This is a genomic window from Citrobacter sp. CK198 (assembly GCF_030333295.1).
GTDB lineage: Bacteria > Pseudomonadota > Gammaproteobacteria > Enterobacterales > Enterobacteriaceae > Citrobacter_B > Citrobacter_B koseri.
This window is the reverse complement of the sequence record NZ_JAOWGE010000031.1, coordinates 358,015-383,195: the sequence shown is the minus strand read 5'-3', so window position 1 is coordinate 383,195 and position 25,181 is coordinate 358,015. Positions and strand designations below refer to the sequence as shown.

The following is a 25,181-nucleotide window of genomic DNA, read 5'->3' as shown; positions in this document are numbered from 1 at the left end:
ACGCCATGCTGAAAACGATTCGTAAACACGGTATCACGCTGGCGCTGTTTGCCGCAGGCTCGACGGGGCTGACGGCGGCCATTAACCTGGTCACTAAATCGACGATTGCCGAGCAGGCGGTTCTCCAGCAAAAAGCGTTATTTGATCAGGTTCTGCCTGCCGATCGCTACAATAATACCTTGCAGGACAGCTGCTTTCTGGTGAATGCTCCGGCGCTGGGCAAAGGTACGCACCGCATCTATATCGCCCGTCAGGACGATAAGCCCGTCGCCACCATTCTTGAAGCCACGGCGCCGGACGGCTATTCTGGCGCCATACAGCTCCTGGTTGGCGCTGATTTCAGCGGCACTGTGCTGGGTACACGCGTGACAGAACATCATGAGACGCCTGGCCTGGGCGATAAAATTGAGCTGCGCTTATCCGACTGGATCACCCACTTCAGCGGGAAGACCATCGGCGCTGAGAACGATGCTCACTGGGCCGTGAAAAAAGACGGCGGTGATTTTGACCAGTTTACCGGCGCAACCATTACCCCTCGGGCAGTGGTCAACGCGGTGAAACGTGCGGGTCTGTACGCGCAGACCTTACCGGCGCAATTTCCTCAACTTACCGCCTGTGGAGAATAAACCATGAGCGAAATTAAAGACGTTATCGTTCAGGGCTTGTGGAAAAACAACTCAGCGCTTGTACAGCTGCTTGGCATGTGCCCGCTACTGGCAGTGACCTCCACCGCCACGAACGCATTAGGCCTCGGCCTCGCCACCACGCTGGTGTTGACGCTGACCAACCTGACAATTTCCGCCCTGCGCCGCTGGACGCCAGCGGAAATCCGCATCCCAATCTACGTAATGATCATCGCGTCCGTGGTCAGTGCAGTACAGATGCTGATCAACGCTTATGCCTTCGGCTTGTATCAGTCGCTGGGGATCTTCATTCCGCTGATTGTGACCAACTGCATCGTTGTGGGGCGCGCAGAGGCTTTTGCCGCGAAAAAAGGCCCGGCGCTGTCCGCGCTGGACGGTTTTTCCATTGGCATGGGGGCGACCGGCGCCATGTTTGTCCTCGGCTCCATGCGTGAAATCATCGGCAATGGCACGTTGTTTGATGGCGCTGACGGTCTGCTGGGCGACTGGGCGAAAGTGCTGCGCGTGGAGATTTTTCATACCGACTCGCCTTTCCTGCTGGCGATGCTGCCACCCGGCGCTTTTATTGGCCTGGGGCTGATGCTGGCCGTGAAGTACCTTATTGACGAGAAAATGAAAAAACGCCGCGCCGAAGCCGTTGCCGCTGAGCTTCCGTCAGGTGAAACAGGGAATGTGTAATGAACAAAACAAAACGACTGGAAATATTAACGCGCCTGCGTGACAACAATCCGCACCCCACAACGGAGTTAAATTTCACCTCGCCGTTTGAGCTACTCATCGCCGTATTGCTGTCAGCACAGGCCACGGACGTCAGCGTGAATAAAGCGACCGCAAAGCTTTATCCCGTCGCCAATACCCCGGCGGCCATGCTGGAGCTTGGCGTCGAGGGCGTAAAGTCGTATATCAAGACTATCGGCCTGTTCAACAGCAAAGCGGAGAATGTGATTAAGACCTGCCGGATGTTGCTTGAACTGCACAATGGCGAGGTTCCAGAGGATCGGGCGGCTCTGGAAGCGCTGCCCGGCGTCGGGCGTAAAACAGCCAACGTGGTGCTCAATACCGCATTTGGCTGGCCAACTATCGCTGTCGATACGCATATTTTCCGCGTCTGTAACCGGACACAGTTCGCCCCCGGTAAAAACGTCGAGCAGGTGGAAGAAAAACTGCTCAAGGTCGTTCCAGCGGAATTTAAAGTCGATTGCCACCACTGGTTAATTCTGCATGGCCGCTACACCTGCATTGCCCGTAAACCACGCTGCGGCTCCTGCATTATTGAAGATCTTTGCGAATACAAAGAGAAAGTCGATATCTGATGCGCCAGGGGCGACGCCGTACGCCCCGACGCATAACAATTTGTTATCCACTTCGGCTCACCTGTTTACCCGACTATGATACCGGCCCGCTTCGATTTCTTAATGCAATGTTCTTTTGATTTAACACTTCACCAGGTTAATCGTTTTTTTAGAAACTGAAATTTCTATCTATACGTGATCCAGATCACATTGATAACTTCGTGTAAAATTTTTTATCAAATACGGTTAAAATTACAACCAGATGACCTGATGATGCCTTTTCAATACAAAACATTACACTGGCTATTTTTCAGATAATGGCCTATATCACTACTTTAAACCTCAAATAGCAGAACATATCGCCACCATCCGCTTTTTCGCCCCTCCCTGTAGTGTAAAAAACTGCCATTTTACAAATGAAGAAATTTAACGCTACATAACATTTCTCAGTCCCGATGATTCCACCACGCAAGATATATGTAACAGAGTATTACAAACCCCTTGTATGGAAGGGAAAGATAGTGAACATTACTTGCCGTTTCCCCTCCCACTATAACAATCGGACGGATGAACTTGACTCATCACGCGCCAGAACACCCCCGTTAATATGGGATGTAAAAAAAGAGGTAAAAGTGTCTACTGCAAACAATAAACCAACTGAAAGCGTCAGTTTGAACGCTTTCAAACAACCGAAATCGTTCTATCTCATTTTCTCTATTGAGTTATGGGAGCGTTTTGGTTATTACGGCCTGCAAGGAATTATGGCCGTCTACCTGGTTAAACAACTGGGTATGTCAGAAGCGGATTCCATCACCCTTTTCTCTTCCTTTAGCGCCCTGGTGTATGGTCTGGTCGCCATTGGCGGCTGGTTAGGGGATAAAGTTCTGGGCACCAAACGCGTCATTCTGCTGGGTGCTATCGTACTGGCGATTGGTTATGGCCTGGTCGCCTGGTCCGGTCATGATGTTGCAATCGTCTATATGGGGATGGCGACCATCGCCGTAGGTAACGGTCTGTTCAAAGCGAACCCGTCTTCTCTGCTGTCGACCTGCTATGCCAAAGATGACCCGCGTCTGGACGGTGCATTCACCATGTACTACATGTCCATCAACATCGGTTCCTTCTTCTCTATGCTGGCGACGCCGTGGCTTGCCGCAAAATTCGGCTGGAGCGTGGCGTTTGCCCTGAGCTTCGTCGGTATGCTCATCACGGTGGTTAACTTCCTGTTCTGCCGCAGTTGGGTTAAAGACTACGGCTCAAAACCAGACTTCGAAGCGGTACATTTCGGTAAATTGCTGGCGACTATCGCAGGCGTTATCGTGCTGATCGCTATCGCGACCTGGCTGCTGCACAACCAGGGCATTGCACGTATGGTTCTGGGCGTGATCGCTCTGGGTATCGTGATTATCTTTGGTAAAGAAGCGTTCGCGATGCAGGGCGCGGCACGTCGTAAAATGATCGTCGCATTCATCCTGATGCTGGAAGCGATTATCTTCTTTGTGCTGTACAGCCAGATGCCGACGTCACTGAACTTCTTCGCAATCCGTAACGTTGAACACACTATCCTCGGTATCGCGGTTGAACCGGAGCAGTATCAGGCGCTGAACCCGTTCTGGATCATCATTGGTAGCCCGATTCTGGCGGCCATCTATAACAAGATGGGTGATACGCTGCCGATGCCGACCAAATTCGCTATCGGTATGGTTCTGTGCTCTGGCGCGTTCCTCGTTCTGCCGCTGGGCGCGAAATTCGCTACAGATGCAGGCATTGTGTCTGTTAACTGGCTCATCCTCAGCTACGGTCTGCAAAGTATCGGTGAACTGATGATCTCCGGTCTGGGTCTGGCAATGGTTGCCCAACTAGTTCCACAGCGTCTGATGGGCTTCATCATGGGGAGCTGGTTCCTGACTACGGCGGGCGCCAACCTGATTGGTGGCTACGTGGCTGGCATGATGGCGGTGCCGGAAAACGTTACTGACCCGCTGATGTCTCTGGAAGTTTACGGTCGCGTATTCCTGCAAATCGGTGTCGCCACTGCGGTTATCGCCGCGCTGATGCTTATCACCGCGCCGAAACTGAATCGTATGACTCAGGATGATGAAGAAAACGCGAAGGCAGCCAAAACCGCTACCGCGTAATTTTCAGGGAAACTGATATTCAGGCCGCTAACGTGCGTTAGCGGCTTTTTTTTTGCCTGATGCCGCACTACCATACGTTAAACCTCAGCAAAAAGGAGTTACCGATGAAACTGTTCTACAAACCGGGCGCCTGTTCTCTTGCTTCTCACATCACCCTGCGGGAAAGCGGTATTGATTTCACGCTGGATGGCGTTGATCTGGCGAAAAAGCGTCTGGAAAACGGCGATGATTATTTCGCGGTAAACCCAAAAGGACAGGTTCCTGCTCTGATGCTGGACGATGGCACCTTACTGACCGAAGGCGTTGCGATTATGCAATATCTGGCGGATAGCGTGCCCGATCGTCAGCTGTTGGCACCGACAGGCACCATCTCCCGATACAAGACGCTGGAGTGGCTCAACTATATTGCCACGGAGCTGCACAAAGGTTTTACGCCACTCTTCCGCCCGGATACGCCAGAGGAATATAAACCGATTGTCCGTGCACAACTGGAGAAAAAATTGCGCTACGTGAATGACGCGCTCCAGGAAGGCCAGTGTCTTTGCGGCCAGCGTTTCACGATCGCAGATGCCTACCTTTTTACCGTGTTGCGTTGGGCGAAAGCGGTGAAGCTGAATATGGAAGGATTAAGCCATATCGACGTTTATATGGCGCGGGTCGCTGAACGCCCCTGCGTGGCGGCAGCGCTGAAGGCGGAAGGTTTGAACTAATGGTTGTTGCACCGGATGGCAGCTACGCCTTATCCGGCCTACAGAACACCCCGTAGGCCCGGTTAGCGTTAGCGCCACCTGGCACTTTGCCGGATGACGGCTGCGCCTTATCCGGCCTGTAAAACAGCCCGTAGACCCGGTAAGCGTTAGCGCCACCGGGCGCTTTGCCGGATGGCGGCTGCGCCTTATCCGGCCTACAGAACACCCCGTAGGCCCGGTAAGCGTTAGCGCCACCGGGCGCTTCGGTAAAACTCACAGCTGCGTCGCGCTGAAATAGTGTTCAGGTTTAGCAATGCGATCCTGCGCGGCCACCACCTGCAACTCGTATTCCTGCATATTTTTCGTGGCGATCATAATTTCATATACCGCCGCAGTAACGTGTTCAAGCGCTTGCTGCAACGTTGCGCCCTGCAACAGTTTTACCAGCAACAAACCGCTGGTCACATCCCCGACACCCACCGGCTGACGCATCCCGAAATCAACAAGCGGACGGCTAATATGCCAGGCTTCATCCGCCGTCACCAGCAACATCTCAAAGCGGTCGGGGCTGTATCCTGCCCGGGCAAGATGTTTAACCAGCACAACTTGCGGCCCTTCCGCAATCAGTTCCCTGGCAGCCAGTACGGCTTCATTAACATTATTGACCGCATGTTCACAGAGAATTTCCAGCTCCACCAGATTGGGCGCGATAATGTCGCTGGCCGGGAGCGCATGGCGAACGTGGAACTCAGCGACGCCAGGCGCCACGATGCACCCTTTTTCAGGATGCCCCATGACCGGATCGCAGAAATATTTCGCCTGTGGATTCGCCGCTTTTACTTTACGAACAATCCCCAGAATATGCTCACCCTGCTCTGCGGAACCCAGATAGCCGCTAAGAACCGCATCGCACGTCTGAAGTTTATCGATATCCGCAATACCCTGAACAATTTCAGTCAAATGTTCGGGCGGCATAACACACCCTGTCCATTTGCCATACTGCGTGTGGTTAGAAAACTGAACGGTGTTGAGCGGCCAGACATTCGCGCCAAGACGGCGCATCGGAAATTCAGCAGCACTGTTGCCCGCATGGCCGAACACAACATGCGACTGGATGGCGAGGATATTCTTCATGTTTACCATAACCCTAAAATAATAAAGGGGCGTGGTTTCCCACGCCCCTGCTGACTTTTTATTATTTCCAGCAAATCAGACAGTAATTCTTTTTACCGCGGCGCAACAGCGTGTAGCGCCCGAATAAAATGTCGCTGTCCTGGAAGAAATATTCCGGGTCTGACTGTTTTTCACCGTTGATGGTCACCGCATTAGAGGCGATGGTTTTACGCGCCTGACCACGAGACGGTTGCAGTTCGGAATCCACCAGCGCCTGCATCAGATCGGCACCTTTTTCCATCTCGATCATCGGCACGCCATCCTGAGCCAGTTGTTCGAAATCGGTTTCGCTGAGATCGCTCAGATTACCGTTGAACAGGCTTTCAGTGATACGTTTCGCCGCAACCAGACCTTCTTCGCCATGCACCAGGCGCGTGACCTGCTCTGCCAGCACATACTGGGCGCGCGGCGCTTTACCGCTGTTCTTATCTTCTTCTTCCAGCGCATTGATCTCGGCAATGTCCATGAAGGTGAAGAATTTCAGGAAGCGGTACACGTCAGCATCTGCGGTGTTGATCCAGAACTGGTAGAACTTGTACGGACTGGTCTTTTTCGGATCCAGCCATACCGCACCGCCTTCGGTTTTACCAAACTTGGTGCCATCTGCTTTGGTGATCAGCGGTACGGTCAGGCCGAACACCTGGTTCTGATGCAGACGACGGGTTAGATCGATACCGGAGGTGATGTTGCCCCACTGGTCAGAGCCGCCGATTTGTAGCGTAACGCCGTGCAGTTTATTCAGGCAGGCAAAGTCATAACCCTGCAACAGGTTATAGGAGAACTCGGTAAAGGAGATGCCCTGATCGTCACGGTTCAGACGTTGCTTCACCGCTTCTTTGTTGATCATCTGATTGACGGAGAAGTGCTTGCCGATGTCGCGCAGGAAGGTCAGCACATTCATGCCGCCAAACCAGTCGTAGTTATTCGCGGCAATGGCGGAATTGTCACCACAGTCAAAATCGAGGAACGGTGCAACCTGCTTGCGGATTTTATCCACCCACTCCTGCACAGTCTCTTCGGTGTTCAGTTTACGCTCAGCGGCTTTAAAGCTCGGGTCGCCAATCAGACCGGTCGCGCCGCCTACCAGCGCAACAGGCTTGTGACCCGCCTGCTGGAAGCGTTTCAGGCATAACAATGGAACAAGATGCCCCAAATGCAAGCTGTCAGCGGTAGGGTCGAAGCCGCAATAGAGCGCGATCGGGCCTTGCGCCAGTCGCTCTGCTAACGCTTCCTCGTCCGTTACCTGGGCCACCAGCCCCCGCTCTTGCAATTGTTTAATCAAGTTACTGCTTGCCATCAAAATCTCCATGTATAAAACGACTGCACCTTTGCCGGTACACGACTTTTCGCCAGACGCGAAAGGTATATAGAATAAAGCGCTGACGCACGCAGCGCTAGCGCTTAACACAACAAATTTCGGGGTTTAAGGAGCAAGCCGGTCAATTTTCCACGCGTTGTTTTCGCGCTGGTATAAAAAGCGGTCGTGTAAACGGTGTTCGCCGCCCTGCCAGAACTCCATCTGTTCAATATTGACGCGGAATCCGCCCCAGAAGCTGGGCAACGGGACTTCCCCTTGCTGGAACTTCTGCTTCAGCTCAAGGAACTTGCTTTCCAGAATGCCGCGCGCAGAGATTCGGCTGGATTGTTTAGACACCCAGGCGCCAATCTGGCTGTCGCGCGGGCGGCTGTGGAAGTATTTCACCACTTCAAGCGTGGAAAGGCGTTCCGCTTTGCCAGTCACCATCACCTGCCGTTCCAGCATATGCCACGGGAACAACAAACTGATGCGCGGATTATTTTCGAGGTGATGCGCCTTACGGCTGCCCAGGTTGGTGTAAAACACCATCCCTTTTTCATCGTAATGTTTAAGCAGCACAATGCGTTGATAAGGCTGGCCGTTTTCATCGACGGTGGCGACCACCATCGCGGTCGGGTCCGCCAGTCTGGCATCACATGCCTGACCCAGCCAGCGTTCGAAAAGGGTTAACGGTTCAGCGGGAAGATCGTGGCGACGCAGGCCGCCTCTGGTGTATTCACGGCGCAGATGCGCGATTTGCTGCAATTCGTCGTTATCAGACATGGTGTTCGCTACGGATTGTCAGTGGGTGGCGCTATTGTGCGCCGCCCAGGTGAAAATCTCAACGCTTCGGGTTTTGTAACTGGCAGTTATTCAGCACAATTCTGTCGCGTTTATAGACCGTTGCGCCATCGCCTTTTGACCAAAAGACGTAGATGCCGTCCGTGTAACGTGCTCCCGACGCAGACATGCCCTGTTTGAGGTTCAGCAGTTTATTGTCGTAAACAAAATTCACCTCTTGCCGGGTATTGTTCATTTTTACGGTAAGCGGTTTTTCATCACACTGATATTCCAGCGTGTCCGTTTGCATACGCTCAAGCAATTGGTTGTAGACGCTACAACCGCTCAGGAGCACAGGCAGACATACAATGAGCAGTTTTTTCATAGACATATCCCGAAGACTTTCCTGGTCCGAAGGGCAAATACGCCCTTCCTAACCCTTTCAGTTTAACGGCAGACAGGCCCGGAAAAATTCAGTTAACTCTGAGTTCGTGGGTTCGCCGGGAAAATGGCCCCCAGAATGCTGGATTCTGTGGCTCCCGTCACCGAAGGGAGATTCCCCGGCAACCCGGCGAGCGTGCGCCACGCCAGCCAGGCAAACGCCAGCGCTTCCATATCATCGCCACTGATCCCGGCTTCATCCGTGCTGGTAACTTCCGTACCCGGCAGCAACCCGGCCAGACGCGCCATCAGCAAAGGGTTACGACTCCCGCCGCCGCACACCATCAGCCGCTCGCAGCCGCCGCTTAACAGAACCTGTTCAGAAATTGTCACCGCGGTCAGCTCAGCCAGCGTTGCCTGAATATCGCGGGGAGCGAGGCCAGGAAAGGCCGAAAGGTGGCGTTCTATCCAGCCATAGTTGAAATACTCGCGCCCGGTGCTTTTCGGCGCGGGCGCTGAAAAATAGGGATCGCTCAACATATTTTGCAGCAGCGGAATTATCACTTTCCCTTCACTGGCCCATTGCGCGTCTTTATCATAAGGCTTAGCGCACTGCCGCCAGATCCAGGCATCCATGAGCATATTGCCTGGCCCGGTATCGTACCCTCTTACCGGTTGACCCGGTATGAGCAAAGACAGGTTGGCGATACCGCCAATGTTTAGCACCATCCGACGCTCTGTCGGGTGCGCCAGCAGCGCCTGGTGAAACGCGGGAACCAGCGGCGCGCCTTGCCCGCCCAGCGCAATATCGCGACGACGAAAATCACCGACAACCGTTATCCCGGTTCGCGCGACAATTTGGTTGTTATCACCGATTTGTAAGGTATGCGGTGCAGCGCCGGTAGGTTCATGCCAGACCGTCTGACCATGACAGCCGATGGCGACAATATCCCGCGGCCGCAGTTTTTCCTGCGCCAGCAGCGCGTTCACCGCGTCGGCAAAAAGCTGCCCGAGCTGCGTATCCAACTGGCCAAACTGGGAAAGCGTGAGTTGTTGCCCCTGGCAAATATCCAGAATGGCTTGTTTAAGATGAACGGGGATGGGCCAGGTCAGGCTCGCCTGCTGTGCGACCATCGTTTCATCAATTGCCGCCAGCACAACATCGACGCCATCAAGGCTGGTTCCAGACATAACGCCGATAAAACGGCCCGATTTCATACATCTTCCTTTTAGCGTGTTAAGCATGATTTTAGCGCTACCACTCAACCACAAAGTTTCCGCTAATACCATGCTTCATTAAGCATTTTTACCCTTCGATGCAGACGCTGACACTCTGTTCTGATAAATCTCATGAATGATTCGTTTATACTTGGTTAACCCAAATCTGATTATGATTTTCACATTGTTCCAGCAGAACATGTGCCTTTACGGTCGTATATGCCATATAATTTAACCATGAGGGATGCTTTGTGGCGTTTCATGGTGAACAGGAGATTTATAGATGATTAAACGTGTGCTGATCGTTTCACTGATGGGCTTATCTTTAGCGGGTTGTGTGAATAACGATAGCCTGTCCGGTGATGTCTATACCGCGTCCGAGGCGAAACAAGTGCAGAATGTCACATACGGCACTGTCGTTAACGTCCGTCCGGTGCAAATCCAGGGCGGTGATGACTCCAACGTGATCGGCGCTATCGGTGGTGCAGTGCTCGGTGGTTTCCTCGGTAATACCATCGGTGGCGGGACGGGTCGTTCACTGGCGACGGCCGCTGGCGCAGTCGCTGGCGGCGTAGCGGGACAAGGCGTCCAGGGCGCGATGAACAAAACTCAGGGTGTGGAACTGGAAATCCGTAAGGATGACGGCAACACCATTATGGTGGTACAGAAACAGGGCGATACCCGTTTCTCCGCAGGTCAGCGTGTTGTTCTGGCCAGCAACGGCAGCCAGGTTACTGTTTCTCCGCGCTAATCCAACAGACGTGTGGTCAGCCTCTGGCCACACGCCTTTCTTCTGCTCTTAGTTCTGAGACTGCAACTCAATAATATTGTGCTCAAGTTTCGCAATCAGCTTAATTAACAGCTCAAGTTCCTGCGGCGAAATCCCTTCCAGAATCTCTCCACGCGTTTTATTGATCACGGCTTCCATCTCTGTGATGAGCGGTTCCGCCTTCTCCGTCAGCTTAATTCGCTTGGCGCGACGATCGCTGGCGCAGGTTTGTCGTGAGATAAGCCCTTTGTCTTCAAGCTGATCCAGCGTACGCACCAGAGACGGTTGTTCAATGCCAATCGCTTTGGCTAACTGTATTTGCGACTGATCCGGCGGAAGTTGGTGAATATTATGCAGCGTTACCCAGTGTGTCTGCGTCAACTCCAGAGGTTTCAGGCGATGGTCAATCAGAGCACGCCAAATGCGCACCAACCGTGCCAGATCAGAACCTAGTGGCGATTCCAATTTCATCTCCTTATAATTAGCTTGCTAAGATATTATACTGATTTTAGAATAGTGTGCAGCATTTATATGCTCAAAACAAATGTATTGCTAAATTTGCTTACAGGTAGACATTTTTTCAGACATTATGCGGAAAAGACGTGCTGTACCTCGGTTTTTACTAAACCTATAGCAACGCTGTTTAACGCAAAGGATTCTTGCTTGTGACGTTTATACCCACTGCAACAGGATTGCCCCTACAAGATCTGGTGATCGGCGCATCTGTCTATTTCCCTCCGCTTTTCAAAGCATTCGCGCTTGGATTTGTTATCTGGCTGCTGGCGCATCGCCTGCTACGCGACTGGATTTACTCGGGTGAAATCTGGCACCCCCTGCTGATGGATCTGTCGATATTTGCACTTTGCGTGTGCCTGAGCCTTATTTTGCTGATTGCGTGGTGATTATGTCGCTTAAAACAATGAAATACTTTTCAACGATTGTGGTTGCGGCCATCGCGGTTCTGGCCGGTTGGTGGCTATGGAATTACTACATGCAGTCTCCGTGGACGCGCGACGGTAAAGTACGGGCGGAACAGGTGAGCATTACGCCTCAGGTCTCCGGCAGCATCACCAAACTCAATATAAAAGATAACCAGTTCGTGAATGCAGGCGATCTGCTCTTTTCTATCGATAAGACCCCTTTTCACATCGCTGAGCTTAATGCGCAGGCAGAACTGGCTAAAGCCCGCTCCGATTTAGCGAAAGCCAATAATGAAGCCAACCGGCGTCGCCATTTATCACAAAATTACATCTCTGCCGAAGATATGGACACCGCAAACCTGAACGTTAAAGCGATGCAGGCCAGCGTCGAAGCGGCGGAAGCGTCATTAAAACAGGCGCAATGGCAATTAGCCCAGACCGACGTTCGCGCGCCGGTCGCGGGCTGGGTGACAAACCTCTCAACGCGCACGGGGGATTACGCCTCCACCGGCCAACCGCTGTTTGCGCTGGTCGACAGCCACTCGTTCTACGTCATGGGATATTTCGAAGAGACGAAACTGCGCCATATTCGCGAAGGCGCTCCGGCGCAGATCACCCTCTACAGCGGCAACGTAAAGTTACAGGGTCACGTATCCAGTATTGGCCGGGCGATTTATGATCAAAGCGTGGAGAGCGATTCCGGCCTGGTCCCTGACATTAAACCTAACGTTCCCTGGGTTCGTCTGGCGCAGCGCGTGCCGGTGCGTATCGAATTTGATGCGTTACCCCATGATGTCACGCTGGTTTCGGGCACAACATGCAGCGTGGCTATCGGTCAGCGCTAATGAAGCTCCCTCACCTGACCTGGCGCGATACGCCCTGGTTCAAAGCAACCTCTGGGCAATGGCGCTATGCATTGCGCAATACCCTCGCCATGTGCCTGGCGCTGACGTTCGCCTACTACATCAACCTGGATGAGCCATACTGGGCGATGACCTCTGCCGCCGTGGTAAGTTTTCCGACGGTAGGCGGCGTGATCAGTAAAAGTCTGGGGCGTATTGCCGGGAGTTTACTTGGCGCCACCGCCGCGCTCATCATCGCAGGTCACACGCTAAACGAACCCTGGCTCTTTTTATTAAGCATGGCGGCCTGGATTGGCTTTTGCACCTGGGCCTGCGCCCATTTCACCAATAACGTCGCCTACGCCTTCCAGCTGGCGGGTTACACGGCCGCCATCATCGCCTTTCCCATGGTCAACATCATCGAGGTCACTCAGTTGTGGGATATCGCCCAGGCCAGGGTCTGCGAGGTGATCGTCGGTATTCTTTGCGGCGGCATGATGATGATGATCCTCCCCAGCACCTCTGACGGCACGGCGCTGTTGACCGCGCTGAAAAATATGCACGCACGGTTGCTGGAGCACGCCAGCCTGCTCTGGCAGCCGGAAACCACCGATGCGATACGTTCTGCCCATGAAGGGGTTATCGGCCAAATTCTGACGATGAACCTGCTGCGCATTCAGGCATTCTGGAGTCACTACCGTTTTCGTCGCCAGAACGCGCTGCTTAACGCTCTGCTGCATCAGCAGCTTCGCCTGACCAGCGTCATTTCCAGCCTCCGCAGGATGTTGCTGAACTGGCCCAACCCGCCGGAGCAGACCCGCGATGTGATTGAACAACTGTTGACCGCGCTGGCTAATCCGCGTACCGACAGTTATACCGTCGCGCGCATTATTGCCCCGCTACATCCGAAAAACCGACAGGATTACCGCCACGTCGCCTTCTGGCAGCGATTGCGCTATTTCTGCCAGCTCTACTTACACAACAGCCATCAGCTACGGTTGCTGGAAAACGGCGCCGCAGTCGATGAGATCAAAGTAACGCACAGCCCCGGTCTGGCTCGCCATACGGACAACGCCGAAGCGATATGGAGCGGATTGCGCACATTTACCACCCTCATGGTGATTGGCGCGTGGAGTATCGGTTCACAATGGGAATCCGGTTCAGGGGCGTTAACGCTGGCGGCCATCAGCTGCGTACTCTATTCCGCCGTCGCCACGCCGTTTAAATCACTCTCTTTATTGATGCGCACGCTGATTCTGCTCTCGTTGTTCAGCTTCGTCGTCAAATTCGGTTTGATGGTGCAGATAACCGATCTCTGGCAGTTTTTTCTGTTTCTGTTTCCTTTGCTGGCCACGATGCAACTGCTGAAGCTGCAAATGCCGAAACTCGCCGGGCTTTGGGGGCAGTTGATCGTTTTTATGGGATCGTTTATCGCCGTCACCAATCCCCCCGTGTATGACTTTGCTGATTTTCTTAATGACAATACGGCTAAAATTGCCGGGGTCGCGCTGTCGTGGCTGGCGTTTGCGATCCTGCGTCCGGGTTCGGATGCCCGCAAAAGCCGTCGCCATATCCGCGCATTGCGCAGAGATTTTGTCGATCAGCTCAGTCGTCATCCATCACACAGCGAGAATGAGTTTGAATCGCTGACCTATCATCACGTCAGTCAACTCAGCAATAGCCAGGATGCGCTGGCGCGACGCTGGCTGTTACGCTGGGGAGTGGTACTGCTGAATTGTTCACATGTGGTGTGGCAACTGCGTGCCTGGGAAACCCGCTCCGACCCGCTTTCGCGCGTCCGGGATATCTGTATTGCCTTGTTGCGCGACGTGATGAGCGAGCGCGGCGTGCAGCAACGGCCGCTGGCGACCACGCTCCAGGAGCTACAGCGTATTTGCAACGCGCTGTCGCATCATCATCAACCTGCGGCTCAGGAACTGGCGGCGCTCATCTGGCGATTACACTGCTCGCTGTCGCAGCTTGAGCAAGCGCCGCCGCAGGGTTCACTGACATCCTGACTATTTGATGACGCCGCAGGCGTAACGCTCGCCACCACCGCCAAGCGGTTTCGGCTGATCGGACATGTTATCGCCGCCGACGTGGATCATCAGCGCTTTATCTTTGATTTCATCAAGAGATTTCAGGCGCGGCGCAGTAACAGGCGTGGTGGCTATCCCGTCATTATTGACCACCAGCACGGGAAGATCGCCCATATGCCCGGCGCCTTCCGGCCCCTCGTGCTTCCCGGTATTGTGCGGGTCGAAATGCCCGCCCGCCGCTTCTGCCGCCGAGGCTTTACCCTCTTTAATCGCAGGCTGGCAACTGCCGTTAGCATGGATATGAAAACCATGCTCACCCGGCGGCAGCGCTTTCAGATCGGGAGTAAACTCCAGCCCTTTATCCGTTTCGGCAATAGTTACGCTGCCAATCGACTGCCCGACGCCTTGCGAAGTCACCAGATTCATCGTCACTTCTTCACTGGCGGCCTGTGCACCCGCACAGGCCAGCAGGGTTAACATTGCCAGACTCAAACGCTTCATAAGACCTCCGTCAAATGTGTTTACCCGGTTAAGTGTAAACCAGTGACACAATTTTGAACGGAAAGCCGAAAACGGAGCATTACGGCACGTCGTAACCTAGCGCCGCCTTGCGGATACGGAACCATTGCTGACGCGACATCGTCAGAGACTCTGCCTCAATCGCTGCGCGTACGCGCTCAATTTTACCGGAGCCGATAATCGGCAACGGCTGAGACGGCAGGCGTAAAATCCACGCATATACCACCTGCTCAATCGTGGTCGCGTTCAGCTCTTCCGCAATCGCAGCAAGTTCGTTGCGCAGCGGCGCGAATTCATCATCATTAAACAGACGACCGCCGCCAAGACAGGACCACGCCATCGGTCGAATACGCAGTTGCTGTAGCTGATCCAGCGTGCCGTCCAGTAGCAGTGGCTGATGAACCGGTGAAATCTCAACCTGGTTCGTGGCAAGGGTAAACGGCAGACGCGATTGCAGCAGCGTAAACTGGGCCGGGGTAAAGTTAGAGACGCCAAAGTGGCGCACTTTTCCGCTCTGGTGGAGATGCTGGAATGCTTCCGCGACGTCGTCCGCATCCATTAACGGGTCGGGACGATGGATGAGCAGCAGATCAAGACGGTCGGTCGCCAGATTTTTCAGGGACTGCTCAGCGCTGGCGATAATGTGGTCGCGGTCAGTGATGTAATGGCCGAGTACATTTTCAGCCCGGGCGGTCGTGGCGATACCACACTTCGTTACGATCTGCATCCGCTCACGCAGGTGCGGCGCCAGTTTCAACGCTTCGCCAAACGCGGCCTCACATTGATAACCGCCGTAGATATCCGCATGGTCAACGGTCGTGACGCCCAAATCAAGATGCTCTTCAATAAAGCTGACCAGCTGACGCGCAGACATATTCCAGTCCATCAGACGCCAGTAACCCATCACGAAGCGCGAAAATTCCGGGCCTTGCGGGGCAATAGTGATACGCTGAACCATAACCGCTTCCTCATATATAGATGTTTAGCGAGTATACGCAATTACGGTTTCAAAAGAGTGAGGGTTGTTGAGGTTCTTCCTGCGGGTTCGGTTTGTTTGCGCGTAATTTGCGCATAAGACGCTGACGACAAAGCCGCAACACGTCCTGCTTCTCGGCGTCGCTCATTTTTTGCCAGTTGAAACGCTCATCCCGACTGCGCAGACAGCCGCGACAAAATCCGCGCTCATCCGACTGACAGATCCCCCGGCACGGGCTTGGAACGGGAAAAAACTCTAACTGCTCGGCCACACTCTCTCCTCAACGAAAGCACTTATGCTTATTGAAGACGCTAACTGGCTTTCTGGCAACCTGACTTGCATTAGACCGATTGGTCTATTACACTCAGCGGCATGAACAAACAGACTGAACATGACACCCGCGAACATCTTCTGGCTACCGGCGAGCAGCTTTGTATGCAGCGTGGCTTCACCGGAATGGGATTGAGCGAGCTGCTCAAAACCGCCGAAGTGCCGAAGGGGTCGTTTTATCACTATTTTCGTTCCAAAGAAGCGTTTGGCGTCGCCATGCTGGAACGGCATTACGCCGGATATCATCAGCGGCTGGCAACGCATTTTGACGCCGGAGCGGGCAACTATCGTGACCGCATTCTGGCTTACTATCAGGAAACCCTGAATCAGTTTTGCCAGCAAGGCACTATCAGCGGCTGTTTGACCGTAAAGCTGTCCGCCGAAGTGTGCGATCTCTCAGAAGATATGCGCACTGCGATGGACAAAGGCGCGCGGCATATTATTACGCTGTTAGCGCAAGCGCTGGAAAAAGGACGCGAAGCCCGCTGTCTCTCTTTTGCTGGCGAGCCGCTGCAACAGGCGCAGATCCTGTATGCGTTGTGGCTAGGCGCGAATCTGCACGCCAAAATTTCGCGCAGTGCCGCCCCGTTTGAAAGCGCGCTGGCACATGTAAAAACGATTATCGCAACGCCTGCGGCTTAACGGGCGTTTTTATTTTCCTTATCACTAGACGACCGGTCTACTTATACCAGGAGCCATTATGTCATCTGAGAAACTGTTTACCCCGCTGAAAGTGGGCGCAATTACGGCAGCAAACCGTGTGTTCATGGCCCCTCTGACGCGTTTGCGCAGCATTGAACCGGGCGACATTCCCACCCCGTTAATGGCCGAGTATTATCGTCAACGCGCCAGCGCCGGGCTAATCATCAGTGAAGCGACGCAGATCTCCGCACAGGCGAAAGGCTATGCGGGCGCACCGGGTCTGCACAGCGCGGAACAGATCGAGGCATGGAAAAAAATTACCGCTGGCGTTCATGCCAAACAGGGGCACATTGCTGTTCAACTCTGGCATACCGGTCGAATTTCTCATTCCAGCCTGCAACCCGGCGGCCAGCCCCCTGTCTCCTCGTCTGCGATCGGCGCTGGCACCCGTACCTCGCTGCGCGATGAAAACGGCCAGGCCATTCGTGTCGACACCTCAATGCCGCGCGCGCTGGAAACCGACGAGATCCCAGGCATCGTCAACGATTTCCGTCAGGCTATCGCCAATGCGCGTGAAGCCGGTTTCGACCTGGTAGAACTGCATTCCGCCCACGGCTATCTGCTGCACCAGTTCCTTTCCCCGACGTCAAACCATCGTACTGATCAGTACGGCGGCAGCGTTGAGAACCGCGCGCGTCTGGTGCTGGAAGTCGTCGATGCCGGTATTCAGGAATGGGGGGCAGATCGAATTGGTATTCGTGTTTCCCCTATCGGCACATTCCAGAATGTCGACAATGGCCCGAATGAAGAAGCCGATGCGCTCTATCTGATTGAGGAACTGGGTAAACGCGGCATTGCCTATCTGCACATGTCCGAACCTGACTGGGCTGGCGGCGAACCGTATACTGACGCCTTCCGTGAGAAAGTTCGCGCCCGCTTCCACGGCCCAATCATTGGCGCAGGCGCCTATACGCCGGAAAAAGCGGAAGACCTGCTCAATAAGGGCCTGATCGACGCCGTCGCGTTTGGCCGGGCGTATATCGCTAACCCGGACCTGGTAGCTCGTCTGCAACGCAAAGCAGAACTGAACCCACAACGCGCAGAAAGCTTCTACGGCGGCGGCGCTGAAGGTTACACAGACTATCCTACCCTGTAATCCTGCGTTGGTAGCGGCGTAAAAACGCCGCTATACTAGAACAACATTTTGAATGTATTGACCATTCAGCACTTTTGAGGGGAAAAAGATGCGTTTACTTCATACCATGCTGCGTGTTGGCGACTTGCAGCGTTCCATCGAATTCTACACCAACGTACTGGGCATGAAGCTGCTGCGCACCAGCGAAAACCCGGAATACAAATACTCTCTGGCATTCGTGGGTTACGGCCCGGAAAGCGAAGAAGCGGTGATCGAGTTAACTTACAACTGGGGCGTTGATAAGTACGAGCTGGGTACGGCCTATGGCCATATCGCCCTGAGCGTCGACAATGCTGCCGAAGCCTGTGAGCGCATTCGCCAGAACGGCGGTAACGTCACGCGTGAAGCGGGTCCGGTAAAAGGCGGCTCCACCGTCATCGCGTTTGTTGAAGATCCTGATGGCTACAAAATTGAGCTGATTGAAGCCAAAGACGCCGGTCGCGGTCTGGGCAACTAATCTCCCGCCGGGCACAGACTCTCTGTGCCCGTTGTTTTACTGCATCTCAGCGTAAAATTTGCCATAATGCGCGCTGCAATTTTTCCGTATTAAGAGACCCAGATGTCCGATAACGCTCAACTTTCCGGTCTGTGCGACCGTTTTCGTGGTTTTTATCCTGTCGTCATTGATGTCGAAACGGCGGGATTCAATGCCAAAACCGATGCGCTGCTTGAGGTTGCCGCCATCACGCTGAAAATGGATGAACAAGGCTGGCTGATGCCGGACACGACGCTGCATTTCCATGTTGAGCCGTTCGAAGGCGCAAACTTACAGCCCGAAGCGCTTGCCTTTAACGGAATCGATCCTTCTAACCCGCTGCGCGGCGCGGTCAGCGAGTACGATGCGCTGCATGCTATTTTCAAAATGGTGCGCAAGGGAATTAAAGACAGCGGTTGCAATCGTGCGATCATGGTGGCCCATAACGCCACGTTCGATCACAGTTTTATGATGGCCGCCGCTGAGCGCGCTTCGCTGAAACGTAACCCCTTCCACCCCTTCGTGACCTTTGACACTGCGGCCCTGAGCGGCCTGGCGCTGGGACAGACCGTGCTGTCAAAAGCGTGTCTGGCGGCGGGAATGGCGTTTGATGGAACGCAGGCGCACTCTGCGTTATACGACACCGAACGAACGGCCGTTCTGTTTTGCGAAATCGTTAACCGCTGGAAGCGTCTTGGCGGCTGGCCGTTGCCGGTACCAGAAGAGGCATAATCGTGTCGGGTGGCGGTGCCCGCGCGTCCTGATAAGCGACGCGCCATCAGGCAACCGCGTTTTCAGCAAAAAAAAAGCGACCAGATGGTCGCTTTTTTATTTCGGCTGAATTACTCAGCGTCAGGCTCTTCGGTTTTGTATTTTGCCGCAGTTTCTTTGATCAACTGCTGCAACTCACCGCGCTGGTACATTTCAATTAAGATATCGCAGCCGCCAACCAGCTCACCGTCCACCCACAGTTGCGGGAAAGTCGGCCAGTTTGCATATTTCGGCAGCTCGGCGCGGATGTCCGGGTTTTGCAGAATATCGACATAGGCAAAACGTTCACCACAGGCAGAAAGCGCCTGAACAGCCTGCGCGGAAAAACCGCAGCTTGGCAGTTTTGGAGAGCCTTTCATGTACAGGAGAATCGGGTTTTCAGCGATCTGGCGCTGGATTTTTTCGATAGTGGTGCTCATTGTCTTGCTTCCTTAAACTTCTTTACGGCAGTAGTCTGACATTGTAGCGGGTCAGGCTGGCAACGGAAAATAACATTTTCATCACGCTTTACTATTTTATCGTCTGAAGCCTGAAGTTGCATTCTAAATATCTCTTATCCACTTAAACAGTATGGAATTGTTTATCTGTTGACCCGTTTCCGCTTTTGTTGCTGCTTTTTTTTGCACTCAATAACGAAACGCGATTTTAGATGACAAAAGCTATTAACTTCCGGGGATTTTATAGATTAGAATCGATGCGTTTTGTAAATCATACGCAGGCATGAATTCGACCTGCCCTTAACCAGAGGATTGCTCAGTGGCGCGGATAAACCGGATCTCGATCACGCTCTGTGCTTTGCTTTTTACCACGCTCCCTTTTACGTCAATGGCGCATGCTTCCCGGCAAGCCAGGGCGACGCCTGCCGCGCATGTCACGAAAACGGCAGATAAGCAGAAGAACACCGCGACCAGCAAGAAAAAAACGAAGACTGCAAAAAAAGCCGTGAGTAAAACCCAAAGTAAAACGGCCTCCACATCGAAAAAACGCATTGCCTCCCCTGCGAAAACCAGCAAAACCGCAAGCCGTCGAAGCAAACCCGCCACCACACAAACCGCCGCCGTAACCTGGACGGAAAAATGTACGCCGCGCAAGGGTCGTAAGCCGCATTGTGTCAAAGTAAAAGGCGCCCCGCTTGCCATTGCCGATGCGCATAAAGCGAAAATGCAGAAAGCCACCAACACGGCGATGAATAAATTAATGAATCAGATTGGCAAACCGTATCGTTGGGGCGGAACGTCTCCACGAACCGGTTTTGATTGCAGCGGTCTGGTTTATTACGCGTATAAGGATCTGGTGAAATTCCGCATCCCGCGTACTGCAAATGAAATGTACCATTTGCGTGATGCCGCGCCGATTGAACGTGGCGAACTGAAAAATGGCGATCTCGTGTTCTTCCGTACTCAGGGTCGCGGTACTGCCGATCACGTTGGCGTTTACGTTGGCAACGGCAAATTTATTCAGTCTCCGCGCAGCGGTCAGGAAATACAGATTACCTCTCTTAGCGAAGATTACTGGCAGCGCCATTACGTGGGCGCACGCCGGGTCATGACGCCGAAAACCATTCGATAAAACGTTACCCTGTAGTATGGCTACAGGGTAAGTTCTTCTTTTGTATCACCTTTCAATTTGCTACCCTATCCTTACGTACAATAAGGTTATTGTGCGCACCTAATATAAATATAAGGAGAGAAGCAATGTCGTTTGAATTACCTGCATTACCGTATGCCAAAGATGCTCTTGCACCACACATTTCTGCTGAGACGCTGGAATATCATTACGGCAAACATCATCAGACCTATGTGACCAACCTTAACAACCTGATCAAAGGCACGCCGTTTGAGGGGAAATCACTGGAAGAGATCGTTCGCAGCGCTGAAGGCGGCGTCTTCAATAACGCGGCACAGGTCTGGAACCACACCTTCTACTGGAACTGCCTGGCGCCTGATGCTGGCGGCGAACCAACGGGTAAACTGGCTGACGCCATTGTCGCGTCCTTCGGCAGCGTTGCCGATTTCAAAGCGCAGTTCACCGACGCCGCAATTAAGAACTTCGGTTCCGGCTGGACCTGGCTGGTTAAAGGGACGGATGGGAAACTGGCTATCGTCTCTACGTCGAATGCCGGTACGCCGCTGACCACCGACGCCACGCCGTTGATGACCGTGGATGTGTGGGAACATGCCTACTATATCGACTACCGCAATGCCCGTCCTGGCTACCTGGAGCACTTCTGGGCGCTGGTAAACTGGGAGTTTGTGGCGAAAAACTTCGCGGCATAAAGAGAATAACGCAGAAGGGAGTCCCTTCTGCGTTTTAATGCTGCGCTTAGTTCGCCACGCAAACGTCTTCAGGCTGTCTGCGCGCAGAGACAAAGACCAGCAACAGCGCAAGCCCTGCCACAATCGCCCCCATCACCGGTACGAAGCTGTAGCCCAAACCACCGGAAATCACTGCGCCCCCCGCCGCTGCGCCAAGCGCATTACCGAGATTAAAGGCACCGATATTGACCGATGAAGAGAGGCCTGGCGCTTCGCTGGCAACCCGCATAACGCGCATTTGTAAAGGCGGAACCACCGCGAATGTCGCCGCCCCCCATACCACCATGCTGATAGCGGCGCCCACTTCATTGCGCGCCAGGAACGGGATCGCCAGCATAATCACCATCAGCAGCAGCAAAAATCCTTTCAGGGTGCCGTTAACCGAACGATCCGCCAGTTTTCCCCCCAGGTAGTTGCCGATAGAAAAGCCAACGCCAATCAGTACCAGCATCCCGGTAACGAAAGCAGGCGTTGCATGCGTAATGCTGTGCAGCACCGGGGCGATATAGGTATAGAGCGTAAACATCGCGCCTGCGCCCAGAACGGTGGTCAGTAATGCCGATAACACCTGTGGTCGCAACAGCACCGCCAGCTCTTTGCGCACCTCAGGGCGCTCTCCCGCCCCGCCTTTCGGCAACGAGAAAAAGAGGCTAATCATTGAAATTACGCCCAGCCCCGCCGTCGCCATGAAGGACATACGCCAGCCAATGGTTTCCCCCAGCCAGGTCGCCGCAGGAACACCGCCAATATTGGCGATCGTCAGCCCCATAAACATGGTGGCGACCGCGCTGGCCTGTTTATGTTTGGGTACGACGCTGGCCGCCACCACCGACCCCAGACCGAAGAAAGCGCCGTGATTCAGGCTGGTCAGAATCCGCGACAGCATCAACGTAGTGTAATCCGGCGAGATGGCCGACAGCACATTTCCGAGGGTAAAAATCGCCATCAAAAAAATAAGCGCATTACGACGTGCGCGATGGGAAAGCAGCAGCGTCATCAACGGCGCGCCGACCATCACACCAACGGCATACGCGCTGATTAGCATTCCGGCCGCAGGAATCGAGACATCCACGCCGCGAGCGATAACGGGCAACAAGCCCATCGGAGAGAACTCGGTGGTTCCAATACCAAATGCGCCAATTGCCAGCGCCAGTAAGGGATAATTTATTTTCATACATCGACTCCGCAGCTTCGTGCCGTCACGGGGCACGCAAAAGAGTCAAAAGCATGACATCAATCACAAAACTAATAAAGTAAGCAAAATAGCAAAAGACTTTTACGATTTGGTTAAAAATGAGGAAGAAGAGAGAGGAAAGACAGAGGGAGAATGCTCTCCCTCAGAGGTAAATCAGTTCAGTGCGGCAGTCAGACCGCCTGCGACAATCAGGCCCAGCACAATAATGGTGGTCACTAACGAAAATTTCAGATCGGTGCTCATCAAGTTTTCTCCTTTTTATTCCCACACAAAAAGTGATATTGCGCATTTTTACACACTTGAATGCAAAAATCTCCCATGATTTATATTGATAAGCGCTTTTAACTCTTCCCCTTTTCGTCAAGATCAGACAAAATTCCACGTTTACTTGATTAGCGTACCGGCCATTGCCCCCTTCCTGATGTTCCGTGTCGTTTTCCCGGCGTGCCGCAACCCTGACGTTGCGATCAAGGTGTGTAAAGGCAAACGTTTACTTACAGTATTTTCAGGAGTTCAGGATATGGTCTGGAGTGAGATGTAATGGCAACAATTAAAGATGTGGCGAAGCGAGCAAACGTTTCCACTACAACCGTATCACACGTAATTAACAAAACGCGCTTCGTTGCGGAAGAGACGCGCAACGCGGTATGGGCAGCCATTAAAGAGCTGCACTACTCTCCCAGCGCGGTTGCCCGCAGCCTGAAGGTTAACCACACCAAATCGATTGGTTTGCTGGCGACCAGCAGCGAAGCCGCCTATTTTGCTGAAATTATCGAAGCCGTTGAAAAGAACTGCTTCCAGAAAGGATATACGCTGATTCTGGGCAACGCCTGGAACAACCTGGAAAAGCAGCGCGCGTACCTCTCCATGATGGCGCAAAAGCGCGTGGATGGCCTGCTGGTCATGTGTTCCGAATACCCTGAGTCCCTGCTCTCTATGCTTGAAGAGTATCGCCATATCCCGATGGTGGTGATGGACTGGGGCGAAGCCAAAGCGGACTTTACCGATACGGTCATTGATAACGCCTTTGCAGGCGGCTATATGGCCGGTCGTTATCTGGTTGAACGCGGGCACCGTGAAATTGGCGTGATTCCCGGCCCAATGGAACGCAACACCGGCGCAGGTCGTCTGGCTGGCTTTATGAAAGCGATGGAAGAAGCGCTGATAAACGTACCGGAAAACTGGATCGTTCAGGGTGATTTCGAGCCGGAATCAGGCTACCGCGCGATGCAGCAAATGATCTCCCAGTCTCACCGCCCGACGGCCGTATTCTGCGGTGGCGACATTATGGCGATGGGCGCGTTGTGCGCCGCTGACGAGATGGGGCTGCGCGTACCGCAGGATATCTCGGTCATCGGCTACGACAACGTGCGCAACGCGCGTTACTTTACGCCTGCGCTGACGACGATTCACCAGCCGAAAGATTCTCTGGGTGAAACGGCCTTCAATATGCTGCTTGACCGTATCGTCAATAAACGCGAAGAGTCGCAGTCCATTGAGGTGCATCCGCGTCTGATTGAGCGTCGCTCTGTCGCCGATGGCCCGTTCCGCGACTATCGCCGTTAATCCCCTTCTGCGGGAGCCTCTTCCGGCTCCCGTAACCACTCTTTATTCAGCGTTTCGCTGTCGCCCAGATAGTCCAGTAACCAGGCCAGCGCGGGCGACGTGTCGTTCTGCTGCCACGTCAGACAGCACGCCGCATCAGGAAACGGATTCTCAAGCTGTAGCGCCACCCATTTCCCGCTGTCGATCCACGGCTTAGCAAAGTGGGTCGGCACCATTCCCACACACAGTCCCGCGGAAAGGCAGGTCGCTGAAGATTCCCAGTCCGGCACCACCACGCGTTTTTGATTATCCAGCAGCCAGGTGATGCGCTTCGGAAGCGTACGCGAGGTATCCTCCCGGACCAGCGACGGCCAGTTGCGCAACGTGTCGTCACTGAGCGGGCCAGCCATTGACGCCAGCGGATGATGGCGGGCGACCACGCAGCTCCAGCTCAGCATCCCCATATCGCGAAAGGTGTAGCGTCCCCCAACCGGAATGGCCTGCGTCGCGCCGATAGCCAGCTCCACGCGCCCGTCCGACAGCGCATCCCAGACGCCGTTAAATACCTCCTGAAAGACCAGCAATTCCACATCATCAAAATGACGATAAAAATCAACAATCATCTGCCGGGTGCGCTCCGGCTTAACAATATTGTCGACCGCAATCGCCAGTTGACCCCGCCAGCCGTTGGCGATCTGCTGGCATTGCTGTCGGGTGATCTGCATTTTTTTGATAACAGAGCGCCCTTCCTTTAAAAACCATGCCCCGGCGGGGGTCAGTTCAACATCCCGATGGCGTCGTTCGAAAAGCGGCACCGCCAGCCACTCCTCCAGTTGACGGACGGTGTAGCTCACCGCAGAAGGCACGCGGTGCAACTCCTGCGCCGCAGAACTAAAGCTGCCATTACGGGCAACGGCATCAACCACTTCGAGTGAATATTCTGACCACATATTCTGCCTGCAAAAATTTTGAATCCAGTAGCCAAATATTAGCGTTTCACAAGCAGAATTTCACTCCCTACACTCAGCGGCAATGT

29 protein-coding genes and 1 pseudogene are annotated in these 25,181 nt (G+C 53.7%); 16 read left to right on the top strand and 14 right to left on the bottom strand.

All coding sequences use genetic code 11. The features are described from left to right. The first annotated feature begins 5 nt into the window (after positions 1-5). The 5 genes from rsxG (at position 6) to gstA (ending at position 4,784) form a co-directional block, all read left to right on the top strand. Entirely contained in the window at positions 6-626 is a 621-nt protein-coding gene (gene rsxG / locus OGY62_RS14275) for an electron transport complex subunit RsxG (RefSeq protein ID WP_286460128.1), read from the top strand. A gap of 3 nt (positions 627-629) precedes the next feature. Then, positions 630-1,322: an electron transport complex subunit E gene (locus OGY62_RS14270; protein WP_012132516.1), complete on the top strand. Its 693-nt coding sequence runs from the start codon at positions 630-632 to the stop codon at positions 1,320-1,322. Beyond that, positions 1,322-1,957, top strand: a complete 636-nt coding sequence (gene nth, locus OGY62_RS14265; protein ID WP_049008478.1) for an endonuclease III — start codon at positions 1,322-1,324, stop codon at positions 1,955-1,957. The genes OGY62_RS14270 and nth overlap by 1 nt, the downstream gene beginning before the upstream one ends. Before the next feature lie 611 nt (positions 1,958-2,568). Beyond that, positions 2,569-4,074, top strand: coding sequence for a dipeptide/tripeptide permease DtpA (dtpA, locus tag OGY62_RS14260; RefSeq protein WP_047457245.1), 1,506 nt, complete (start codon positions 2,569-2,571; stop codon positions 4,072-4,074). A 104-nt stretch (positions 4,075-4,178) separates the two neighbouring features. Then, a complete protein-coding gene (gene gstA, locus OGY62_RS14255; protein WP_286460127.1) occupies positions 4,179-4,784 on the top strand; it encodes a glutathione transferase GstA in 606 nt (201 codons plus the stop codon). A gap of 22 nt (positions 4,785-4,806) precedes the next feature. Here gstA and OGY62_RS14250 read toward each other — a convergent pair whose 3' ends face one another. From OGY62_RS14250 to anmK, 6 genes are all read right to left on the bottom strand, one after another. Further along, the gene (locus tag OGY62_RS14250) at positions 4,807-5,040 is read right to left on the bottom strand and encodes a hypothetical protein (protein WP_286460126.1); all 234 of its coding nucleotides are present in this window, start codon (positions 5,038-5,040) and stop codon (positions 4,807-4,809) included. After that, positions 5,037-5,897, bottom strand: a complete 861-nt coding sequence (gene pdxY, locus OGY62_RS14245; RefSeq protein ID WP_058669168.1) for a pyridoxal kinase PdxY — start codon at positions 5,895-5,897, stop codon at positions 5,037-5,039. Before pdxY ends, OGY62_RS14250 begins: the two co-directional genes overlap by 4 nt. A gap of 61 nt (positions 5,898-5,958) precedes the next feature. After that, positions 5,959-7,233, bottom strand: a complete 1,275-nt coding sequence (tyrS, locus tag OGY62_RS14240) for a tyrosine--tRNA ligase (protein ID WP_286460125.1) — start codon at positions 7,231-7,233, stop codon at positions 5,959-5,961. A 126-nt stretch (positions 7,234-7,359) separates the two neighbouring features. After that, positions 7,360-8,016: a pyridoxamine 5'-phosphate oxidase gene (pdxH, locus tag OGY62_RS14235; RefSeq protein WP_049011113.1), complete on the bottom strand. Its 657-nt coding sequence runs from the start codon at positions 8,014-8,016 to the stop codon at positions 7,360-7,362. Between the two features lie 58 nt (positions 8,017-8,074). Next, positions 8,075-8,404: a C-type lysozyme inhibitor gene (gene mliC / locus OGY62_RS14230; protein ID WP_012132523.1), complete on the bottom strand. Its 330-nt coding sequence runs from the start codon at positions 8,402-8,404 to the stop codon at positions 8,075-8,077. Between the two features lie 86 nt (positions 8,405-8,490). Next, positions 8,491-9,612 carry an anhydro-N-acetylmuramic acid kinase gene (gene anmK / locus OGY62_RS14225; RefSeq protein WP_058669075.1) on the bottom strand — a complete coding sequence of 374 codons (1,122 nt, stop codon included), beginning with the start codon at positions 9,610-9,612 and terminating at the stop codon, positions 8,491-8,493. A 283-nt stretch (positions 9,613-9,895) separates the two neighbouring features. On the opposite strand from anmK, the gene slyB reads away from it, so the two are divergent. Next, the gene (gene slyB, locus OGY62_RS14220; RefSeq protein WP_012132525.1) at positions 9,896-10,363 is read left to right on the top strand and encodes an outer membrane lipoprotein SlyB; all 468 of its coding nucleotides are present in this window, start codon (positions 9,896-9,898) and stop codon (positions 10,361-10,363) included. A gap of 48 nt (positions 10,364-10,411) precedes the next feature. Here slyB and slyA read toward each other — a convergent pair whose 3' ends face one another. Then, positions 10,412-10,852, bottom strand: coding sequence for a transcriptional regulator SlyA (slyA, locus tag OGY62_RS14215; RefSeq protein WP_012132526.1), 441 nt, complete (start codon positions 10,850-10,852; stop codon positions 10,412-10,414). Between the two features lie 194 nt (positions 10,853-11,046). On the opposite strand from slyA, the gene OGY62_RS14210 reads away from it, so the two are divergent. The 3 genes and pseudogenes from OGY62_RS14210 to OGY62_RS14200 all read left to right on the top strand — a co-directional run bounded on the left by OGY62_RS14210 (position 11,047) and on the right by OGY62_RS14200 (position 14,186). Beyond that, positions 11,047-11,283 carry a DUF1656 domain-containing protein gene (locus OGY62_RS14210; protein WP_012132527.1) on the top strand — a complete coding sequence of 79 codons (237 nt, stop codon included), beginning with the start codon at positions 11,047-11,049 and terminating at the stop codon, positions 11,281-11,283. 2 nt (positions 11,284-11,285) lie between these two features. Further along, entirely contained in the window at positions 11,286-12,146 is an 861-nt protein-coding gene (locus tag OGY62_RS14205; RefSeq protein ID WP_115609337.1) for an efflux RND transporter periplasmic adaptor subunit, read from the top strand. Then, positions 12,146-14,186 (top strand): annotated as a pseudogene (locus tag OGY62_RS14200) (FUSC family protein). The gene OGY62_RS14205 and the pseudogene OGY62_RS14200 overlap by 1 nt, the downstream one beginning before the upstream one ends. Here OGY62_RS14200 and sodC read toward each other — a convergent pair. From sodC to OGY62_RS14185, 3 genes are all read right to left on the bottom strand, one after another. Continuing rightward, complete coding sequence (gene sodC, locus OGY62_RS14195) at positions 14,162-14,683, bottom strand: superoxide dismutase [Cu-Zn] SodC (protein ID WP_012132530.1); 522 nt, start codon at positions 14,681-14,683, stop codon at positions 14,162-14,164. The pseudogene OGY62_RS14200 and the gene sodC sit on opposite strands and share 25 nt — an antisense overlap. Positions 14,684-14,762: 79 nt before the next feature. Further along, on the bottom strand, positions 14,763-15,659 hold the full coding sequence (locus tag OGY62_RS14190; RefSeq protein ID WP_200003685.1) for an aldo/keto reductase: 897 nt from the start codon (positions 15,657-15,659) through the stop codon (positions 14,763-14,765). Positions 15,660-15,708: 49 nt separating this feature from the next. Then, positions 15,709-15,948 (bottom strand): DUF1289 domain-containing protein, encoded by a 240-nt coding sequence (locus OGY62_RS14185; protein ID WP_012132532.1) that lies wholly within the window; start codon positions 15,946-15,948, stop codon positions 15,709-15,711. Positions 15,949-16,049: 101 nt separating this feature from the next. On the opposite strand from OGY62_RS14185, the gene OGY62_RS14180 reads away from it, so the two are divergent. The 4 genes from OGY62_RS14180 to rnt all read left to right on the top strand — a co-directional run bounded on the left by OGY62_RS14180 (position 16,050) and on the right by rnt (position 19,051). Next, entirely contained in the window at positions 16,050-16,649 is a 600-nt protein-coding gene (locus tag OGY62_RS14180) for a TetR/AcrR family transcriptional regulator (protein WP_110494291.1), read from the top strand. A gap of 58 nt (positions 16,650-16,707) precedes the next feature. Continuing rightward, a complete protein-coding gene (locus tag OGY62_RS14175; RefSeq protein WP_115614826.1) occupies positions 16,708-17,805 on the top strand; it encodes an alkene reductase in 1,098 nt (365 codons plus the stop codon). Between the two features lie 88 nt (positions 17,806-17,893). Beyond that, positions 17,894-18,301: a lactoylglutathione lyase gene (gene gloA / locus OGY62_RS14170; RefSeq protein ID WP_024130371.1), complete on the top strand. Its 408-nt coding sequence runs from the start codon at positions 17,894-17,896 to the stop codon at positions 18,299-18,301. Between the two features lie 102 nt (positions 18,302-18,403). Then, entirely contained in the window at positions 18,404-19,051 is a 648-nt protein-coding gene (gene rnt, locus OGY62_RS14165) for a ribonuclease T (RefSeq protein WP_047457270.1), read from the top strand. A gap of 110 nt (positions 19,052-19,161) precedes the next feature. Here the strand turns inward: rnt and grxD are convergent, their stop codons facing one another. After that, a complete protein-coding gene (gene grxD, locus OGY62_RS14160; RefSeq protein ID WP_003832760.1) occupies positions 19,162-19,509 on the bottom strand; it encodes a monothiol glutaredoxin 4 in 348 nt (115 codons plus the stop codon). Positions 19,510-19,846: 337 nt separating this feature from the next. On the opposite strand from grxD, the gene OGY62_RS14155 reads away from it, so the two are divergent. Both OGY62_RS14155 and sodB read left to right on the top strand, forming a co-directional pair. Continuing rightward, on the top strand, positions 19,847-20,659 hold the full coding sequence (locus OGY62_RS14155; protein WP_024130372.1) for a C40 family peptidase: 813 nt from the start codon (positions 19,847-19,849) through the stop codon (positions 20,657-20,659). 125 nt (positions 20,660-20,784) lie between these two features. After that, complete coding sequence (gene sodB, locus OGY62_RS14150) at positions 20,785-21,366, top strand: superoxide dismutase [Fe] (protein ID WP_047457276.1); 582 nt, start codon at positions 20,785-20,787, stop codon at positions 21,364-21,366. 46 nt (positions 21,367-21,412) lie between these two features. Here sodB and OGY62_RS14145 read toward each other — a convergent pair whose 3' ends face one another. Together OGY62_RS14145 and cydH are read right to left on the bottom strand one after the other, a co-directional pair. Beyond that, positions 21,413-22,579, bottom strand: coding sequence for an MFS transporter (locus OGY62_RS14145; RefSeq protein WP_012132541.1), 1,167 nt, complete (start codon positions 22,577-22,579; stop codon positions 21,413-21,415). A gap of 174 nt (positions 22,580-22,753) precedes the next feature. After that, complete coding sequence (cydH, locus tag OGY62_RS14140) at positions 22,754-22,843, bottom strand: cytochrome bd-I accessory subunit CydH (RefSeq protein WP_096753851.1); 90 nt, start codon at positions 22,841-22,843, stop codon at positions 22,754-22,756. A 297-nt stretch (positions 22,844-23,140) separates the two neighbouring features. Here cydH and purR point away from each other — a divergent pair, with 297 nt between their 5' ends. Next, positions 23,141-24,166 (top strand): HTH-type transcriptional repressor PurR, encoded by a 1,026-nt coding sequence (gene purR / locus OGY62_RS14135; RefSeq protein WP_012132544.1) that lies wholly within the window; start codon positions 23,141-23,143, stop codon positions 24,164-24,166. Here purR and punR read toward each other — a convergent pair. Then, the gene (gene punR, locus OGY62_RS14130) at positions 24,163-25,095 is read right to left on the bottom strand and encodes a DNA-binding transcriptional activator PunR (protein ID WP_012132545.1); all 933 of its coding nucleotides are present in this window, start codon (positions 25,093-25,095) and stop codon (positions 24,163-24,165) included. The genes purR and punR overlap by 4 nt on opposite strands. Positions 25,096-25,181 lie beyond the last annotated feature (86 nt).

Bases quoted from the DNA above. Each gene is read 5' to 3' on its own strand.
- sodB (WP_047457276.1), top strand. From the start codon at position 20,785: ATGTCGTTTGAATTACCTGCATTACCGTATGCCAAAGATGCTCTTGCA.
- rsxG (WP_286460128.1), top strand. From the start codon at position 6: ATGCTGAAAACGATTCGTAAACACGGTATCACGCTGGCGCTGTTTGCC.
- sodC (WP_012132530.1), bottom strand. From the start codon at position 14,683: ATGAAGCGTTTGAGTCTGGCAATGTTAACCCTGCTGGCCTGTGCGGGT.
- purR (WP_012132544.1), top strand. From the start codon at position 23,141: ATGGCAACAATTAAAGATGTGGCGAAGCGAGCAAACGTTTCCACTACA.
- OGY62_RS14180 (WP_110494291.1), top strand. From the start codon at position 16,050: ATGAACAAACAGACTGAACATGACACCCGCGAACATCTTCTGGCTACC.
- OGY62_RS14270 (WP_012132516.1), top strand. From the start codon at position 630: ATGAGCGAAATTAAAGACGTTATCGTTCAGGGCTTGTGGAAAAACAAC.
- grxD (WP_003832760.1), bottom strand. From the start codon at position 19,509: ATGAGCACCACTATCGAAAAAATCCAGCGCCAGATCGCTGAAAACCCG.
- gloA (WP_024130371.1), top strand. From the start codon at position 17,894: ATGCGTTTACTTCATACCATGCTGCGTGTTGGCGACTTGCAGCGTTCC.
- OGY62_RS14205 (WP_115609337.1), top strand. From the start codon at position 11,286: ATGTCGCTTAAAACAATGAAATACTTTTCAACGATTGTGGTTGCGGCC.
- nth (WP_049008478.1), top strand. From the start codon at position 1,322: ATGAACAAAACAAAACGACTGGAAATATTAACGCGCCTGCGTGACAAC.
- OGY62_RS14145 (WP_012132541.1), bottom strand. From the start codon at position 22,579: ATGAAAATAAATTATCCCTTACTGGCGCTGGCAATTGGCGCATTTGGT.
- slyA (WP_012132526.1), bottom strand. From the start codon at position 10,852: ATGAAATTGGAATCGCCACTAGGTTCTGATCTGGCACGGTTGGTGCGC.
- OGY62_RS14175 (WP_115614826.1), top strand. From the start codon at position 16,708: ATGTCATCTGAGAAACTGTTTACCCCGCTGAAAGTGGGCGCAATTACG.
- punR (WP_012132545.1), bottom strand. From the start codon at position 25,095: ATGTGGTCAGAATATTCACTCGAAGTGGTTGATGCCGTTGCCCGTAAT.
- anmK (WP_058669075.1), bottom strand. From the start codon at position 9,612: ATGAAATCGGGCCGTTTTATCGGCGTTATGTCTGGAACCAGCCTTGAT.
- cydH (WP_096753851.1), bottom strand. From the start codon at position 22,843: ATGAGCACCGATCTGAAATTTTCGTTAGTGACCACCATTATTGTGCTG.
- pdxY (WP_058669168.1), bottom strand. From the start codon at position 5,897: ATGAAGAATATCCTCGCCATCCAGTCGCATGTTGTGTTCGGCCATGCG.
- pdxH (WP_049011113.1), bottom strand. From the start codon at position 8,016: ATGTCTGATAACGACGAATTGCAGCAAATCGCGCATCTGCGCCGTGAA.
- gstA (WP_286460127.1), top strand. From the start codon at position 4,179: ATGAAACTGTTCTACAAACCGGGCGCCTGTTCTCTTGCTTCTCACATC.
- mliC (WP_012132523.1), bottom strand. From the start codon at position 8,404: ATGTCTATGAAAAAACTGCTCATTGTATGTCTGCCTGTGCTCCTGAGC.
- slyB (WP_012132525.1), top strand. From the start codon at position 9,896: ATGATTAAACGTGTGCTGATCGTTTCACTGATGGGCTTATCTTTAGCG.
- rnt (WP_047457270.1), top strand. From the start codon at position 18,404: ATGTCCGATAACGCTCAACTTTCCGGTCTGTGCGACCGTTTTCGTGGT.
- OGY62_RS14190 (WP_200003685.1), bottom strand. From the start codon at position 15,659: ATGGTTCAGCGTATCACTATTGCCCCGCAAGGCCCGGAATTTTCGCGC.
- tyrS (WP_286460125.1), bottom strand. From the start codon at position 7,233: ATGGCAAGCAGTAACTTGATTAAACAATTGCAAGAGCGGGGGCTGGTG.